Source organism: Arenimonas terrae (assembly GCF_006265115.1).
Taxonomy (GTDB): Bacteria; Pseudomonadota; Gammaproteobacteria; order Xanthomonadales; family Xanthomonadaceae; genus Arenimonas; species Arenimonas terrae.
In genome coordinates, this window is the sequence record NZ_SMDR01000001.1 from 601,912 (window position 1) to 615,237 (window position 13,326).

14 protein-coding genes are annotated in these 13,326 nt (G+C 69.6%); 5 read left to right on the forward strand and 9 right to left on the reverse strand.

All coding sequences use genetic code 11. The annotated features are described in order from the left end of the window. Positions 1-17: 17 nt before the first annotated feature. Together E1B00_RS02850 and E1B00_RS02855 are read left to right on the forward strand one after the other, a co-directional pair. The gene (locus tag E1B00_RS02850) at positions 18-626 is read left to right on the forward strand and encodes an arylesterase (RefSeq protein WP_246048457.1); all 609 of its coding nucleotides are present in this window, start codon (positions 18-20) and stop codon (positions 624-626) included. An 18-nt stretch (positions 627-644) separates the two neighbouring features. Continuing rightward, positions 645-1,799: a PQQ-dependent sugar dehydrogenase gene (locus tag E1B00_RS02855; RefSeq protein WP_139445406.1), complete on the forward strand. Its 1,155-nt coding sequence runs from the start codon at positions 645-647 to the stop codon at positions 1,797-1,799. Here the strand turns inward: E1B00_RS02855 and E1B00_RS02860 are convergent. The 5 genes from E1B00_RS02860 to E1B00_RS02880 all read right to left on the reverse strand — a co-directional run bounded on the left by E1B00_RS02860 (position 1,796) and on the right by E1B00_RS02880 (position 7,243). After that, positions 1,796-2,488, reverse strand: a complete 693-nt coding sequence (locus E1B00_RS02860; RefSeq protein WP_139445410.1) for an NAD(P)H-binding protein — start codon at positions 2,486-2,488, stop codon at positions 1,796-1,798. The genes E1B00_RS02855 and E1B00_RS02860 overlap by 4 nt on opposite strands. Before the next feature lie 4 nt (positions 2,489-2,492). Next, complete coding sequence (locus tag E1B00_RS02865) at positions 2,493-3,125, reverse strand: glutathione S-transferase family protein (RefSeq protein ID WP_139445413.1); 633 nt, start codon at positions 3,123-3,125, stop codon at positions 2,493-2,495. A 137-nt stretch (positions 3,126-3,262) separates the two neighbouring features. Further along, positions 3,263-3,472, reverse strand: coding sequence for a cold-shock protein (locus E1B00_RS02870; protein ID WP_026816018.1), 210 nt, complete (start codon positions 3,470-3,472; stop codon positions 3,263-3,265). A gap of 266 nt (positions 3,473-3,738) precedes the next feature. Further along, positions 3,739-5,256 (reverse strand): fumarate hydratase, encoded by a 1,518-nt coding sequence (locus E1B00_RS02875; RefSeq protein WP_139445414.1) that lies wholly within the window; start codon positions 5,254-5,256, stop codon positions 3,739-3,741. A gap of 91 nt (positions 5,257-5,347) precedes the next feature. Continuing rightward, on the reverse strand, positions 5,348-7,243 hold the full coding sequence (locus tag E1B00_RS02880) for an ATP-binding cassette domain-containing protein (protein ID WP_139445417.1): 1,896 nt from the start codon (positions 7,241-7,243) through the stop codon (positions 5,348-5,350). 91 nt (positions 7,244-7,334) lie between these two features. Here E1B00_RS02880 and E1B00_RS02885 point away from each other — a divergent pair, with 91 nt between their 5' ends. Further along, positions 7,335-9,416 carry a molybdopterin-dependent oxidoreductase gene (locus E1B00_RS02885; protein ID WP_139445420.1) on the forward strand — a complete coding sequence of 694 codons (2,082 nt, stop codon included), beginning with the start codon at positions 7,335-7,337 and terminating at the stop codon, positions 9,414-9,416. Positions 9,417-9,422: 6 nt separating this feature from the next. On the opposite strand, the gene E1B00_RS02890 is transcribed toward E1B00_RS02885, so the two are convergent. Beyond that, a complete protein-coding gene (locus E1B00_RS02890) occupies positions 9,423-9,812 on the reverse strand; it encodes a hypothetical protein (protein ID WP_139445423.1) in 390 nt (129 codons plus the stop codon). 97 nt (positions 9,813-9,909) lie between these two features. Here E1B00_RS02890 and E1B00_RS02895 point away from each other — a divergent pair, with 97 nt between their 5' ends. Further along, complete coding sequence (locus tag E1B00_RS02895; protein WP_139445426.1) at positions 9,910-11,010, forward strand: sterol desaturase family protein; 1,101 nt, start codon at positions 9,910-9,912, stop codon at positions 11,008-11,010. A 3-nt stretch (positions 11,011-11,013) separates the two neighbouring features. Here E1B00_RS02895 and E1B00_RS02900 read toward each other — a convergent pair whose 3' ends face one another. From E1B00_RS02900 to E1B00_RS02910, 3 genes are all read right to left on the reverse strand, one after another. Continuing rightward, positions 11,014-11,457, reverse strand: coding sequence for a CoA-binding protein (locus E1B00_RS02900; protein WP_139445429.1), 444 nt, complete (start codon positions 11,455-11,457; stop codon positions 11,014-11,016). Between the two features lie 5 nt (positions 11,458-11,462). Beyond that, positions 11,463-11,945 (reverse strand): peptidylprolyl isomerase, encoded by a 483-nt coding sequence (gene slyD / locus E1B00_RS02905; RefSeq protein ID WP_139445432.1) that lies wholly within the window; start codon positions 11,943-11,945, stop codon positions 11,463-11,465. Between the two features lie 174 nt (positions 11,946-12,119). Further along, complete coding sequence (locus tag E1B00_RS02910) at positions 12,120-12,329, reverse strand: cold-shock protein (protein WP_026816010.1); 210 nt, start codon at positions 12,327-12,329, stop codon at positions 12,120-12,122. Between the two features lie 174 nt (positions 12,330-12,503). Here E1B00_RS02910 and E1B00_RS02915 point away from each other — a divergent pair, with 174 nt between their 5' ends. Beyond that, a complete protein-coding gene (locus E1B00_RS02915) occupies positions 12,504-13,280 on the forward strand; it encodes a ferredoxin--NADP reductase (protein WP_139445437.1) in 777 nt (258 codons plus the stop codon). The last annotated feature ends 46 nt before the right edge of the window (positions 13,281-13,326 follow it).

Below are 13,326 nucleotides of genomic sequence, written 5' to 3' on the forward strand. Positions count from 1 at the left end.
GGGTTCAACGGGGTGTCATGGCCCTGCTGTTGGCACTTGCCTGGCCCGGCATTCTGGTGCCTGCGGCGGCGGCCGACGGCGGCAAGGTGCTGGTGATGGGCGATTCGCTGTCGGCCGCCTATGGCCTGGCGCCGCAGCAGGGCTGGGTGGCGCTGACCGCCGAACGCCTCAAGGCCGAACACCCGGGCTGGACCGTCGCCAATGCCAGCATCAGTGGCGAGACCACCGCGGGCGGCGCCAGCCGCATCGCTGCTGAGCTGGCACGGCACAAACCCACGGTCGTCGTGATCGAGCTCGGCGCCAACGATGGGCTGCGCGGCCTGGGCCTGGAGCAGACCCGGACGAACCTCGAGCGCATGGTCGTCGCGGCCAAGCAGTCCGGCGCGCGCGTGCTGCTGCTGGGCATGCGCATCCCGCCGAATTACGGCCCGCAGTACACCCAGGGCTTCGAGCGCAACTATCGCGAGCTGGCCGAGAAACACGCGGTCGCCCTGCTGCCGTTTTTCCTCGAGCCCATCGCCACCGACCGCGACGCCTTCCAGGCCGACAACCTGCATCCGGTGGCCGAGGCCCAGCCCAAGCTGCGCGACCACGTCTGGCCGGCGCTGACGCCGCTTCTGCGCTGACCCGGCCTGGAGACTTCCATGCACCGCATCCCTTACGCCGCCCTGCTGCTCGCCCTCTGCGCCGGCTGCGGCGCGCGGGAGCCGGCGGCGGCCCCGGCAACACCCGTGGCCGCGCATTTCCCCAGCCAGCATGGCGAAGTCGAGGTGGTCACCGTCGTCCAAGGGCTCGAGCATCCCTGGGGCCTGGCCTTCCTGCCCGATGGCCGCATGCTGGTGACCGAACGGCCCGGGCGGCTGCGCATCGTCGGCAAGGCCGGCGAGGTCTCCGCGCCGCTCGCCGGCGTACCGGAGGTGTTCGCGCGCGGCCAGGGCGGCCTGCTCGACGTCGCCGTCGATCCGCAGGTCACGACCGATCCCTGGGTCTACCTCAGCTTCAGCGAACCCGGCGAAGGCGGCGGCGGCACGGCCGTGGCCCGCGGACGATTGGGCGAAGCGGGGCTGGAGGACGTCGAGGTGATCCTGCGCCAGTCGCCGAAGCTCGGCGCGGGCCAGCACTTCGGTTCGCGCCTGGTGTTCGACCGTGAAGGCCGGCTGTTCGTCACCAGCGGCGACCGCGGCGAGTGGGACAACGTGCAGCGGCTCGATCGTGGCCAGGGCAAGATTTTCCGCATCGAACGCGACGGCGGCATTCCCGCCGACAACCCCTTCGTCGGCCACGACGGTGCGCAGCCGGCGATCTGGTCCTACGGCCACCGCAATGCCCAGGGCGCCGCGCTGCATCCGGCGACCGGCGAGCTCTGGCAGACCGAACACGGCGCCCGAGGCGGCGACGAACTCAATATCGCCCGCGCCGGCCGCAACTACGGCTGGCCGGTCATCACCCTGGGCGTGAACTACAGCGGCCTGCCGATCGGCGAAGGCCTGCGCGAGAAGGACGGCATGGAGCAGCCGATCCACCACTGGACGCCGTCGATCGCGCCCAGCGGCCTGGCCTTCTACACGGCCGACCGTTTTCCGGCCTGGACCGGCGACCTGTTCGTCGGCGCCCTCGCCTTCCAGCGGGTCGTGCGCCTGGACCTGGAGGGCGATCGCGTGGTCGGCGAAGAGGCGCTGCTGACCGACCTGGGCGAACGCATCCGCGACGTGCGCCAGGGGCCGGACGGCTACCTCTACCTGCTCACCGACGCGGCCGACGGCAAGGTGCTGCGCGTCGGCCTGAAGGCGTCGCCCTAGGGCCGCGCCAGGGCCACCAGACCGGCGTTTTCGTGCACGTGGCGGCCGGGCGCGTGCTGGTCCAGCAGCGCCACGGCCGCGGCGGCGACATCGTCGGCGGCGATGCCGCGATAGCGCTGCAGCGGGCCGCGCAGCAGCGGATTGGTCAGCGGCGTGAGCGCCTTGGCGATCGCCTCGCCGGTGCGTGATTCGGCGCGATCGCCCAGCAGCAGGCCGGGGCGCAGGAAATCCACCCGTTCGAAGCCCAGGTCCGCCAGCGTGCGTTCGGTTTCGCCCTTCACGCGCAGGTAGAAGTTGCCCGACTGGGCGCTGGCGCCCACCGACGAGACCAGGATGGCGTGCCGGGCGCCCAGGTCGTGGGCGAGCGTCGCCAGCCGCAGCACCAGGTCACGGTCGACGGCGAGGAAGGCTTCACGGGAGCCGGCGCGCTTGATCGTCGTGCCCAGCGCGCAGACATAGGCGTCGAGTTTCGGCGTCAGTTCGCGCAGGCGCGCCGCCAGCAGCCCGTCCTGGCCGGCGTCGGCCAGGTCGGCCTGCAGAACGGTCAGGCGCCGCGAAGAAACGTCCAGCGGCCGTCGCACCGGCGCCAGCACCCACGGGGCTCCGGGCGCGTCGAGCAGGCGGCGCAGGATGCGCGCGCCCACCAGGCCCGAGGCGCCGGCCAGCAGGATGCGCGGCGGCGATGTCACCGGGTCAGGCCCACTCGGTGAGGCCTTCGCGCTCGTACAGGGTGCGGAAGGACGGACGCGCCTTCATGCGCTGCGCCAGCGCCTCCAGCTGCGGCCATTCGGTCGCCGGCCGCGGCATGTTGCGCGACCAGCGCATCAGCATGGTCAGCAGGAAATCGGCGGCGCTGGCCGAGGCGCCCAGCAGGTAGGGGCCGCGCCTGGCCAGGTGCGCCTCGATGCGGTCCCAGGTCGCCTCGATGCGTTCGCGCGCCAGCGCCTTGGCGGCTTCGGCGTTGGCTTCGCCAGCGGCTTCGTGCGGGTAGAACCAGGTGCGGAAGGCTGGCTGCAGGGTGTTGGCCAGGTGCAGGATCCACTGGTAATAGCGGCCGCGCTCGACGCTGCCCGGCTCGGGCGCCAGGCCGAAGTTCGGATGCGCATCGGCCAGGTGCAGCAGCAGCGCCGCCGACTCCGCCAACGGCTCGCCGTGGATCAGCAGGGTCGGCACCACGCCATTGGGGTTGAGCGCCAGGTATTCGGGGCGCTTGTGGTCGCCGGCGGCGAGGTCGAGCTTGCGCAGTTCATGCTTCGCGCCGGTTTCGATCAGCAGCCAGTGGACCACCAGGCTGGCGGCGCCTGGGGAAAAATACAGGGTGTACATGCGGGCTTCCGTGCGGGCCGGGGACGCCGAAGCATACGATGCCGGACGGCGGCCGCAAACGGCGGCCGGGGCCGCACAAACAAAAACCCCGGGCATCGCTGCCCGGGGTTCGGTTCGACCCTTGCGGATCGAAGGGATTACATCGGCTGCACTTCGTCAGCCTGCATGCCCTTCTGGCCCTTGACGAGCTTGAAGGAGACCTTCTGGCCTTCCTGCAGGGACTTGAAGCCGGTGCCCTGGATGGAGCGGAAGTGCACGAACACGTCCTCGCCATTCTCACGGGAGATGAAGCCAAAACCCTTGGCGTCGTTGAACCACTTAACGGTACCGATCTGACGATCCGACATTTGAAACTCCTTGGAACGAATTAAAGAAATCGCTGACGGAAACATTCCGCCGCGCGACTGGGGTTGCAAGGAGAGCGAGGTGAAAAGATGTAGCGGATCGGTGGATCTACCGCATCAGGCCACGATTCACAGTGACCCTTCGCAAACACAGTCGCCGGCACCTTACGCCTTTCCGGACAGGAAAGCCAATGCTTTCGGGCGCTTGGGGCGGACTGCGCCGGGATCCGGGCGCTTTGTTCAGGTTCGGGCCCGGGTCCGGGCAAGGCTCATTCCACGGCGACCGGGATCTTGCCGATCCGGGCCTGCCATTCCCGGGGGCCGGTCCGGTGCACCGACTCGCCGGCCGAGTCCACGGCCACGGTCACGGGCATGTCCCGGACCTCGAACTCGTAGATCGCCTCCATGCCCAGGTCTGCGAATCCCACCACCCGGGCGGCCTTGATGGCCTTGGACACCAGGTAGGCGGCGCCGCCCACGGCCATCAGGTACACCGAACGGTGCTTCCTGATCGCCTCGATCGCGGCCGGGCCCCGTTCGGCCTTGCCGACCATGCCCATAAGGCCGGTCTGGGCCAGGACCTGTTCGGTGAACTTGTCCATGCGGGTGGCGGTGGTCGGGCCGGCCGGGCCCACCACCTCCTCGCGCACCGGGTCGACCGGGCCGACGTAGTAGATGAAACGGCCCTTGAGGTCGACGGGCAGCGGCTCGCCCCTGTTGAGCATGTCGACCATGCGCTTGTGCGCGGCATCGCGGCCGGTGAGCAGCTTGCCGTTGAGCAGCAGCACTTCGCCGGGCTTGAAGTTGGCGACGTCCTCGCGGGTGAGCGTGTCGAGGTCGACGCGGCGTCCCTTCGAGGTGTCGTAGGTGAGCTTGGGCCAGTCCTCCAGCGAGGGCGGGTCCAGCATCACCGGGCCGCTGCCGTCGAGGGTGAAGTGCGCGTGCCGGGTGGCGGCGCAGTTCGGGATCATGGCCACCGGCAGATTGGCGGCGTGGGTCGGGTAGTCCTTGACCTTGATGTCGAGCACCGTGGTCAGGCCGCCCAGGCCCTGGGCGCCGATGCCCAGCGCGTTGACCTTCTCGTACAGCTCCAGCCGCAGCTCCTCGGCGCGGTTGGACGGGCCGCGGGCCTGCAGGTCGGTGATGTCGATCGGCTCCATCAGCGATTCCTTCGCCAGCAGCATCGCCTTCTCGGCGGTGCCGCCGATGCCGATGCCCAGCATGCCCGGCGGGCACCAGCCGGCGCCCATGGTCGGCACCGTCTTGAGCACCCAGTCGACGACCGAATCGGAGGGATTGAGCATCGCGAACTTCGACTTGGCCTCGCTGCCGCCGCCCTTGGCGGCGACGATCACGTCCACGGTATTGCCCGGGACGATCTTCATGTTCACCACGCCGGGCGTGTTGTCCTTGGTGTTGGTGCGCTTGCCGGCCGGGTCGGCCAGCACGCTGGCGCGCAGCTTGTTGTCCGGGTGGTTGTAGGCGCGGCGCACGCCTTCGTGGACCATGTCCTCGACGCCCATGGTGGCGTCGGACCAGCGCACGTCCATGCCCACTTCCAGGAACACGGTGACGATGCCGGTGTCCTGGCAGATCGGGCGGTGGCCCTCGGCGCACATGCGCGAGTTGATCAGGATCTGGGCGATCGCGTCTTTGGCCGCGGCCGACTCCTCGCGCTCGTAGGCGGCCGCGAGGTTCTTGATGTAGTCGACCGGGTGGTAGTACGAGATGTACTGCAGCGCGTCGGCGACGCTCTGGATGAAGTCTTCCTGCTTGATCTGGGTCACGGCGGGCGTCGGCGGGCGGTGGGGGCCGCCATTTTAGCCTGCCGCCGCCGGCCGGGGCGGTGGCCGGCCGACAACGCCGCGTTCCGGCGCCCTACTCCAGCTCGGTCCAGCGGGCGTAGGCTTGCTCGAGCTCGGCCTGCAGGGCAGCCAGGCGGGCGTTGGCGGCGGTCACGGCCTCGGCGGGCTGGCGGTAGAAGGCCGGGTCCTGGATCTGCGCGGTCAGCGCGGCTATCTCGCCGTCCAGGGCCTCGATGCGGCCCGGCAACTGCTCGAGTTCACGCTGCTCCTTGAATCCGAGCTTGCGCTTGGCCGGCGCGGGCGCGGCGGGGGCGGCGGGCTTCGGCGTCGGTGCGACCTGGGGCGTCAGCTTCGGCGCCGACAGCGCGGCAGCGGCCGCGATGCGGGCCGACATCGGGCGCTGGCGCAGCCAGTCGCTGTAGCCACCGACGTAGTCCCCCACCCGCCCGTTGCCTTCCATCACCAGCGAACTGGTGACGACGTTGTCGAGGAAGGCGCGATCGTGCGAGACCAGGATCAGGGTGCCGGGATAGTCGATCAGCAGCTCTTCGAGCAGCTCGAGCGTCTCGACGTCGAGATCGTTGGTCGGTTCGTCCATCACCAGCAGGTTGGACGGCTTGGCGAAGAGTTTGGCCAGCAGCAGGCGGTTGCGTTCGCCGCCGCTGAGCTTGGTGATCGGTGCCAGCGCGCGGTCGGGACTGAACAGGAAATCCTGCAGGTAGCCCATCACGTGCTTGCGGCTGCCGTTGATCTCGATGAACTCGCGGCCTTCCGAGACGTTGTCGAGCGCGTTCCAGTCCTCGCGCAGCGCGCCGCGCAGCTGGTCGAAGAACGCGACCTCGAGGTTGGTGCCGACCTGCACGCTGCCCGACTGCGGCTGCAGGTCGCCCAGCAGCAGCTTGAGCAGGGTGGTCTTGCCCGAGCCATTCGGGCCGATCAGGCCGATCTTGTCGCCGCGCTGGACCACGGTGCTGAAATCGCGCACGAGCACGCGGTCGCCAAAGGCGAACGAGACATTCTTGGCCTCGAACACCTTGCGCCCGGACTTCTCGGCGCCGGCCGCCGCCAGCTTCACGTTGCCCGACTGCTCGCGGCGTTCGGCGCGCTCGCGGCGCATCGCCTTGAGTGCGGTGACGCGTCCTTCGTTGCGGGTGCGCCGGGCCTTGATGCCCTGGCGGATCCAGACCTCTTCCTGCGCCAGCTTCTTGTCGAACAGCGCATTGGCCTGGGCCTCCGCGTGCAGGCGCTCCTCGCGGCGGCGCAGGAAGTTCTCGTAGTCGCCGGGCCAGCTGGTGACCTGGCCGCGGTCGATCTCGATGATGCGGGTGGCCAGGTTCTTCAGGAATTCGCGGTCGTGGGTCACGAAGACCACGCTGCCGCCGAAGTTCTTCAGGAATTCTTCCAGCCAGGCGATGGACTCGATGTCCAGGTGGTTGGTCGGCTCGTCCAGCAGCAGCAGGTCCGGTGCGGCCACCAGCGCCTGGGCCAGCAGCACGCGACGCTTCATGCCGCCCGACAGTGCCGAGAACTCGGCGTCCTCGGGCAGGTCGAGCTTGCTGATGACCTGCTCGACGCGCTGCTCGATCGCCCAGCCGTTGCCGGCCTCGATCCGGGCCTGCACCGCGCCCAGCTCGTCCATGTCGATGTCGTCGCCGTCGTGCAGCATGTGGTGGTAGCGCGCCAGGTCGGCGCCGAGCGCGCCCAGGCCCATCGACACCACGTCGAAGACGCTGCCGGCCAGGTCCTTGGGCACTTCCTGGGCCAGGCCGGCGATGCGGCCCTCGCGCTTGATGGCGCCGTCGTCAGGCGATATCTCGCCGCCGAGCAGGCGCAGCAGGGTGGATTTGCCGGCGCCGTTGCGGCCGACGATGCAGACGCGCTCGTTGCGCTCGATCGTCAGGTTCACGGATTCGAGCAGCAGCGGGCCGCCGACGCCGTAGTCGACGCCTTGGAGAGTGATCAGGGACATGCGCGCAGTTTACAGCCCCAAGTACGGGGTCGGATGATCTTGACGTTTAAAACGTTAAGATCATCCGACCCCGTACTTTGTCGAGGCGGCGATGGCCCGTGAGTCCCGTTTCCGCGCCTGCCCCTTGTGCGAGGCCATCTGCGGCCTGGAGCTGCAGTACGAAGGCCCGGACCTGGTCGCCATCCGCGGCGATGCCGCCGACCCCTTCAGCCGCGGCCACATCTGCCCCAAGGGCAATGCCCTGCTCGACCTCGAGGCCGACCCCGACCGCCTGCGGGCCCCACTGCGCCGACGCGGCTCGGAATGGGAGCCGATCGGCTGGGACGAGGCCCTGGCCGAGGCCGGCGAGCGTCTGGCCGCCGTCCAGCGCGAGCACGGCAACGACGCCGTCGCCGCCTACCTGGGCAATCCGAACGTGCACCACTTCGGCCACATCGCCTACCTGCCGCCGCTGCTGAAGTCGCTGCGTTCGAAGAACATCTACAGCGCCTCGTCCGTGGACCAGTGGCCGCACCAGCTGGTGGACTGGCTGATGTACGGCCACCAGTTCCTGCTGCCCATCCCCGACATCGACCGAACCGCCTACATGCTGGTGCTCGGCGCGAACCCGGTGGCCTCCAACGGCAGCCTGATGACCGCGCCGGGCGCGGAGAAGCGCCTGAAGGCCCTGGCCGCGCGCGGCCGTCTGGTGGTCGTGGACCCGCGCCGAACCGAGACGGCGGAGATCGCCAGCGAGCACCACTTCATCCGTCCCGGCAGCGACGCCTGGTTCCTGCTGGCCCTGCTGCAGGAGGTGCTGGCCCTGGGGCCGCCGTCGGTGCAGGCCTATGCGGGCAAGCTCCACGGGCTCGACGAGGCGCTGGCGGCGATCGTCGCGATGGACACCGGCGACGTCGCCGGGCGCACCGGCATCGCGCGCGCCGAGATCGCCCGCCTGGCCCGCGAGTTCCGCGCCGCACCGCAGGCCGTGGCCTACGGCCGCATGGGCGTGTCGGTGCAGGCCTTCGGCTCGCTGTGCCAGTGGTTGATCCAGCTGCTGAATCTTGTCACCGGCAATCTCGACCGCGAGGGTGGCGCGCTGCCCAACGAGCCGGCTTTCCCGGTCACCGGTCCCGGCACCTCGCCCGGCAACCGCGGCCGCTGGCACAGCCGCGTGCGCGGCCTGCCGGAATTCGCCGGCGAGCTGCCGGTGGCGACGCTGGCCGAGGAGATCCGCACGCCCGGCCCGGGCCAGGTGCGCGCCCTGCTGACCTGCGCCGGCAACCCCGTGCTGTCCACGCCCGATGGCCGGGCGCTCGATGCGGCCCTGGCCTCGCTGGACTTCATGGTCTCGGTCGACGTCTACCTCAACGAGACGACCCGCCACGCCCACCTGATCCTGCCGCCGGCCTCGCCCCTGACCCAGCCGCACTACGACCTGCACTTCAACGCCTTCGCCGTGCGGCGGGTCGCCAAGCTGAGTCCGCCGATGCGCGAACGCAGCGCCGCCGAACGCGCCGACTGGGAAATCCTCGACCGCCTCGGCGCCGCCCACGCCGCGGCCGCCGGCAAGCCCTGGCGCGACCTGCCGCCGCCGCGCGACCTGATCGCCGCCGGCCTGGCCCGCGGCGGCAGCGGGCTCGACCTGGCGCAGCTCGACGCCGCGCCGCACGGCATCGACCTCGGGCCGCTGCGTCCGTCGCTGCTGTCGCGGCTGGAAACCGCCAGCGGCGCCATCGAATGCGCGCCGCCGCTGCTGATGGCCGAACTGGCCCGGCTCGCGGCCGTCGCCGTCGATGCGCCGGGCACGCTGCGCCTGGTCGGGCGCCGGCACGTGCGCAGCAACAACTCGTGGATGCACAACGCGCCGCGCCTGGTGAAGGGCAAGCCGCGCCACCAGCTGCTGATGCATCCCGCGGACCTGGCCGCGCGCGGCCTCGCGGACGGCGACCGGGTGCGGGTGAGTTCGGCGGTCGGCAGCGTGGTGACCGACGTGGTGGCAAGCGAGGACCTGATGCCCGGCGTGGCCTGCCTGCCGCACGGTTTTGGACACGCCCGGCCGGGAACGCGCCAGGCCCGCGCCGCCGAGGTGGCCGGTGCGAGCTACAACGACCTCACCGATTCGACGGCCCTGGACGGGCCCAGCGGCAACGCCGCGCTCAACGGCCTGGCGATCGAGGTGGCGGCGGCCTGACCGCGTTTACTGGCTGCCGTGGCGCAGCCAGCGTTCGGCCATCGCGACGCTGCCGAACACGCGGCCGTTGGCGCCGCGCTCGAGGGCGAGGATTTCCCCGTGCTCCATTTCCGGAACCAGTTCGATGCGCCCGACCACGAAAGCGACCTGGATGCGATCCAGGCCCATGGCGATCAGGGCGTCGATCATGCTCGAAATGTCGCGCTGGTCCTCGTGGTCGCCGAGGTTTTCGTGCACCAGCAACTTCCGGACGTTGCGCTTGCGCACCTGCTCGGCGACCCGGGACCAGTAGGCCAGGGAGATCTGGTGGCTGTCGCGGGGGCCCGTGACCTGGGCGTAGAGGTAACCGTTGCGGTCTTCGAAGACCAGGTGGATATCGTCGGGGAGGGAAATCACTAGGTCTGCAACGCTCGAGGGGTGGCGCATTCTAACGCGACCTTCACGCCGGCGCGGTGTCGCCGTATCGTGTGCAGACCTCCCAGCCCGTCCTGCCATGACTCCGAACCGACGCTCCTGGACCGCCCATCTCTCCGCCCTGCTCGGCGCGCTCAGCCTGGCCGGCGTGCTGTGTTTCCACTTCCCCGAACTGCTGACGAGCCGCGATTTCCGCCGCGTCTACACCGAAGACTTCGCCCGCCAGCTGCTGCTGGTCGGCCTGGTGCTCGCCTTCCTGCTGGGCACGCTGGCGATCCTGCGCGGGCGCAACCGCCGGGTCGCCCTGCTCGGCGTCGGCACGGCCACGCTGGCGGTGCTGCTCGGCGGCACCGACGTGCAGTTCGATGCGATCGGCAACACGCCCTATTCGCTGGGCCTGGACTGGTTCGTGGTGTCGCTGTTCTTCTCGGCCCTGGTCTTCATTCCGCTGGAGAAGGCGCTCGGCCGCATCGAACAGTCGCCGCTGCGGCCGGAATGGCGCACCGACGTCGCCTATTTCTTCATGAGCCACGTGCTGGTGCAGTTCATCCTGATCCTGGTGACCGCGTGGACGTCGCAGATCGCTGCGCTGGCGGCGTTCCCGGCCCTGAAGGCGGCGATCCAGTCGCTGCCGGTCTGGGCGCAGTTCCTGATGGCGGTGTTCTGCGCCGACCTGGCGCAGGCGTCGCTGCACCGGGCGTACCACAACATCCCGTGGCTCTGGCGCTTCCACGCCGTGCACCACAGCAGCCGGCACATGGACTGGCTCGCCGGTTCGCGCATCCATTTCGTCGAGATCGTGCTCACCCGCGGATTCGTGCTGCTGCCGTTGGTGGTGCTGGGCTTCTCGCCGGCGGCGATCAACGCCTACGTGATCCTGGTCGGCCTGCAGGCGGTGCTGGCGCACGCCAATCTGGGGCTGCGCTTCGGCTGGCTGGAATACCTGCTGGTGCTGCCGCGTTACCACCACTGGCACCACGCCCGGCAGCCGGACTACGTGGACGTGAACTACGCCATCCACCTGCCCCTGGTGGACATGCTGATGGGCACCTTCAAGCTGCCGCGCGACGGCAGCTGGCCGCAGGAATACGGCGTGCTGAAACCGGAGACGGTGCCGGCCGGCATCTGGCGCCAGCACCTGATGCCCTTCCGGCCGGGCAAGGCCAGGCCGGAAGCCTGAGGCTCAGCCGGCGGCGAGCCGGCGGTGCTCGACCATCAGGCAGCGGTCCTGGACCACGTCGATGCCGGCGGCCAGCAGGGCCTCGGCGAAGGCGTCGTCGCGAATGCCTTCCTGCAGCCAGACCGCGCCCGGACGCTTGGCCAGGATGTCGTCCAGGTGCGGGGCCAGGTCCTTCGGACGACGGAACACGTCCACCAGGTCCACGTCGCCTGGAATATCCGCCAGGCGGCGGAACACCGGCCGGCGCAGGATCTGCTCGACCTCGGGGTAATAGACCGGCACCGGGATCACGTCGAAACCCACGCGCTCGAGATAGCGCGGGATCTCGATGGCCGGCTGGCCGCGCTGGGCCTCGGTCTTGATGCCGAGCACGGCGATGCGCCGCACCCGGGACAGCAGCGCCCGCAGATCGGCGTCGGATTCGATCAGGCGGCCGCGGGCACTCATGGCGTTCAGTGGTGGTGGCCGCCGGCGCCGTGCACGTGGCCGTGCACGACCTCCTCGACGGTGGCCTCGCGCACGTCCACCACTTCGATGGCGAAGTTGAGGTTCTGGCCGGCCAGCGGGTGGTTGCCGTCGACGGTGACCAGGCCGTCCTCGACCTTGGTGATGACCACGGAGATCGCGCCCTGCGGGGTCTGGGCCTGGAACTGCATGCCGACCTGGACGTCGTCCACGCCCTGGAAGGCCTCGCGCGGCACGACCTGCACCAGCATCTCGTTCGGGGTGCCGTAGCCCTCTTCCGGCGACACCACCACGTCGAACTTGTCGCCGGCCTGGCGGCCTTCCATCGCCTTCTCCAGGCCCGGGACGATGTTGCCCACGCCGTGCAGGTAGGTCAGCGGGTCGGCGCCCGCGGAGGAGTCGATCACCGTGCCGGCGTCGTTGGTCAGGGTGTAGTGGAAGGACGCGACGGTGCGCTCGGCGATCTGCATGGGAATCCTTGGGGAGGGCCGGCCCGGAGAACCCGGGGGCGGGAAAAGGGCGCATAGGCTAGGCCATGCGTCCGGCCCAAGCAAATCGGCCCGCGTACCGGCACCCGGACTCCGGGCAAGAAAAAGCCCCGGTCGTCGCCGACCGGGGCTGATTCGCAAGGCTTGGCAAGCGCTTTACAGCGGCTGCACTTCGTCCGCCTGCATGCCCTTCTGGCCCTTCACGACCTTGAAGGAGACCTTCTGGCCTTCCTGCAGCGACTTGAAGCCGGTGCCCATGATGGAACGGAAGTGGACGAACACGTCCTCGCCGCTCTCGGGGGTGATGAAGCCAAAGCCCTTGGCGTCGTTGAACCACTTCACGGTACCAGTCTGACGATCCGACATATCTCTAATCCTTGTAACAGTTGGTTGGGTAACCACGATTTACCGTGTTCCCGGCAACCGCAGTCTCCCGACCATACCCGCTTATGGTCAGGAAAGCGAATGGATTAGAATGCCCGGTTTCCCGGATCCGCCCGCCCGATGCCAGCCGGTTCCCCCTAGCGAGCCCCTGCCCCTATGTCCGCCTTCGCCACCGAGCGCGTGCTGAGCGTCCGGCACTGGAACGACGACTACTTCAGCTTCACCACCACCCGCGACGACGGCCTGCGCTTCGAGAACGGCCAGTTCGTGATGATCGGCCTGCCCGTGGACGGCCGCCCGCTGATGCGGGCCTACTCCATCGCCAGCGCCAACTGGGAGGAGGAACTGGAGTTCTTCAGCATCAAGGTCCAGAACGGGCCGCTGACCTCGCGCCTGCAGCACCTCAAGCCCGGCGACGACCTGCTGGTGAGCCGCAAGCCCACCGGCACCCTGCTGATCAGCGACCTGCACCCCGGCCGCAACCTCTACCTGCTGGCCACCGGCACCGGCCTGGCGCCCTTCCTGAGCGTGATCAAGGACCCGGAGACCTACGAACGCTTCGAGCGGGTGATCCTGACCCACGGCGTGCGCGGCGTCGGCGACCTCTGCTACCACGACTACATCGTCAACGAGCTGCCGCGGCACGAGCACCTGGGCGAGCTGATCTCGAAGCAGCTGCTCTACTACCCGGCGGTCAGCCGTGAACCGTTCCGTCATTCCGGCCGCCTGACCACCCTGATGGACAGCGGCCGGATGATGGCCGACCTGGGCCTGGACCCGCTGGACGCGACCCGCGACCGCGCCATGATCTGCGGCAGCCCGCAGATGCTGGCCGACTTCCGCGCCATCCTCGACGGCCGCGGCTTCGGCGCGGCGCCGCGCATCGGCACGCCGGGCGAGTACGTTTTCGAACGCGCCTTCGTGGAGAAATGACGCGGCCTGCACGCCCGGGGACGCAGATTCGATCCGCGCCGTCCGG

What these genes read in the sequence shown, in the direction of transcription:
- E1B00_RS02850 (WP_246048457.1), top strand. Translation starts at nt 18, where the DNA reads ATGGCCCTGCTGTTGGCACTTGCCTGGCCCGGCATTCTGGTGCCTGCG.
- E1B00_RS02855 (WP_139445406.1), top strand. Translation starts at nt 645, where the DNA reads ATGCACCGCATCCCTTACGCCGCCCTGCTGCTCGCCCTCTGCGCCGGC.
- E1B00_RS02865 (WP_139445413.1), bottom strand. Translation starts at nt 3,125, where the DNA reads ATGTACACCCTGTATTTTTCCCCAGGCGCCGCCAGCCTGGTGGTCCAC.
- E1B00_RS02870 (WP_026816018.1), bottom strand. Translation starts at nt 3,472, where the DNA reads ATGTCGGATCGTCAGATCGGTACCGTTAAGTGGTTCAACGACGCCAAG.
- E1B00_RS02880 (WP_139445417.1), bottom strand. Translation starts at nt 7,243, where the DNA reads ATGTCCCTGATCACTCTCCAAGGCGTCGACTACGGCGTCGGCGGCCCG.
- E1B00_RS02885 (WP_139445420.1), top strand. Translation starts at nt 7,335, where the DNA reads ATGGCCCGTGAGTCCCGTTTCCGCGCCTGCCCCTTGTGCGAGGCCATC.
- E1B00_RS02895 (WP_139445426.1), top strand. Translation starts at nt 9,910, where the DNA reads ATGACTCCGAACCGACGCTCCTGGACCGCCCATCTCTCCGCCCTGCTC.
- E1B00_RS02900 (WP_139445429.1), bottom strand. Translation starts at nt 11,457, where the DNA reads ATGAGTGCCCGCGGCCGCCTGATCGAATCCGACGCCGATCTGCGGGCG.
- slyD (WP_139445432.1), bottom strand. Translation starts at nt 11,945, where the DNA reads ATGCAGATCGCCGAGCGCACCGTCGCGTCCTTCCACTACACCCTGACC.
- E1B00_RS02910 (WP_026816010.1), bottom strand. Translation starts at nt 12,329, where the DNA reads ATGTCGGATCGTCAGACTGGTACCGTGAAGTGGTTCAACGACGCCAAG.
- E1B00_RS02915 (WP_139445437.1), top strand. Translation starts at nt 12,504, where the DNA reads ATGTCCGCCTTCGCCACCGAGCGCGTGCTGAGCGTCCGGCACTGGAAC.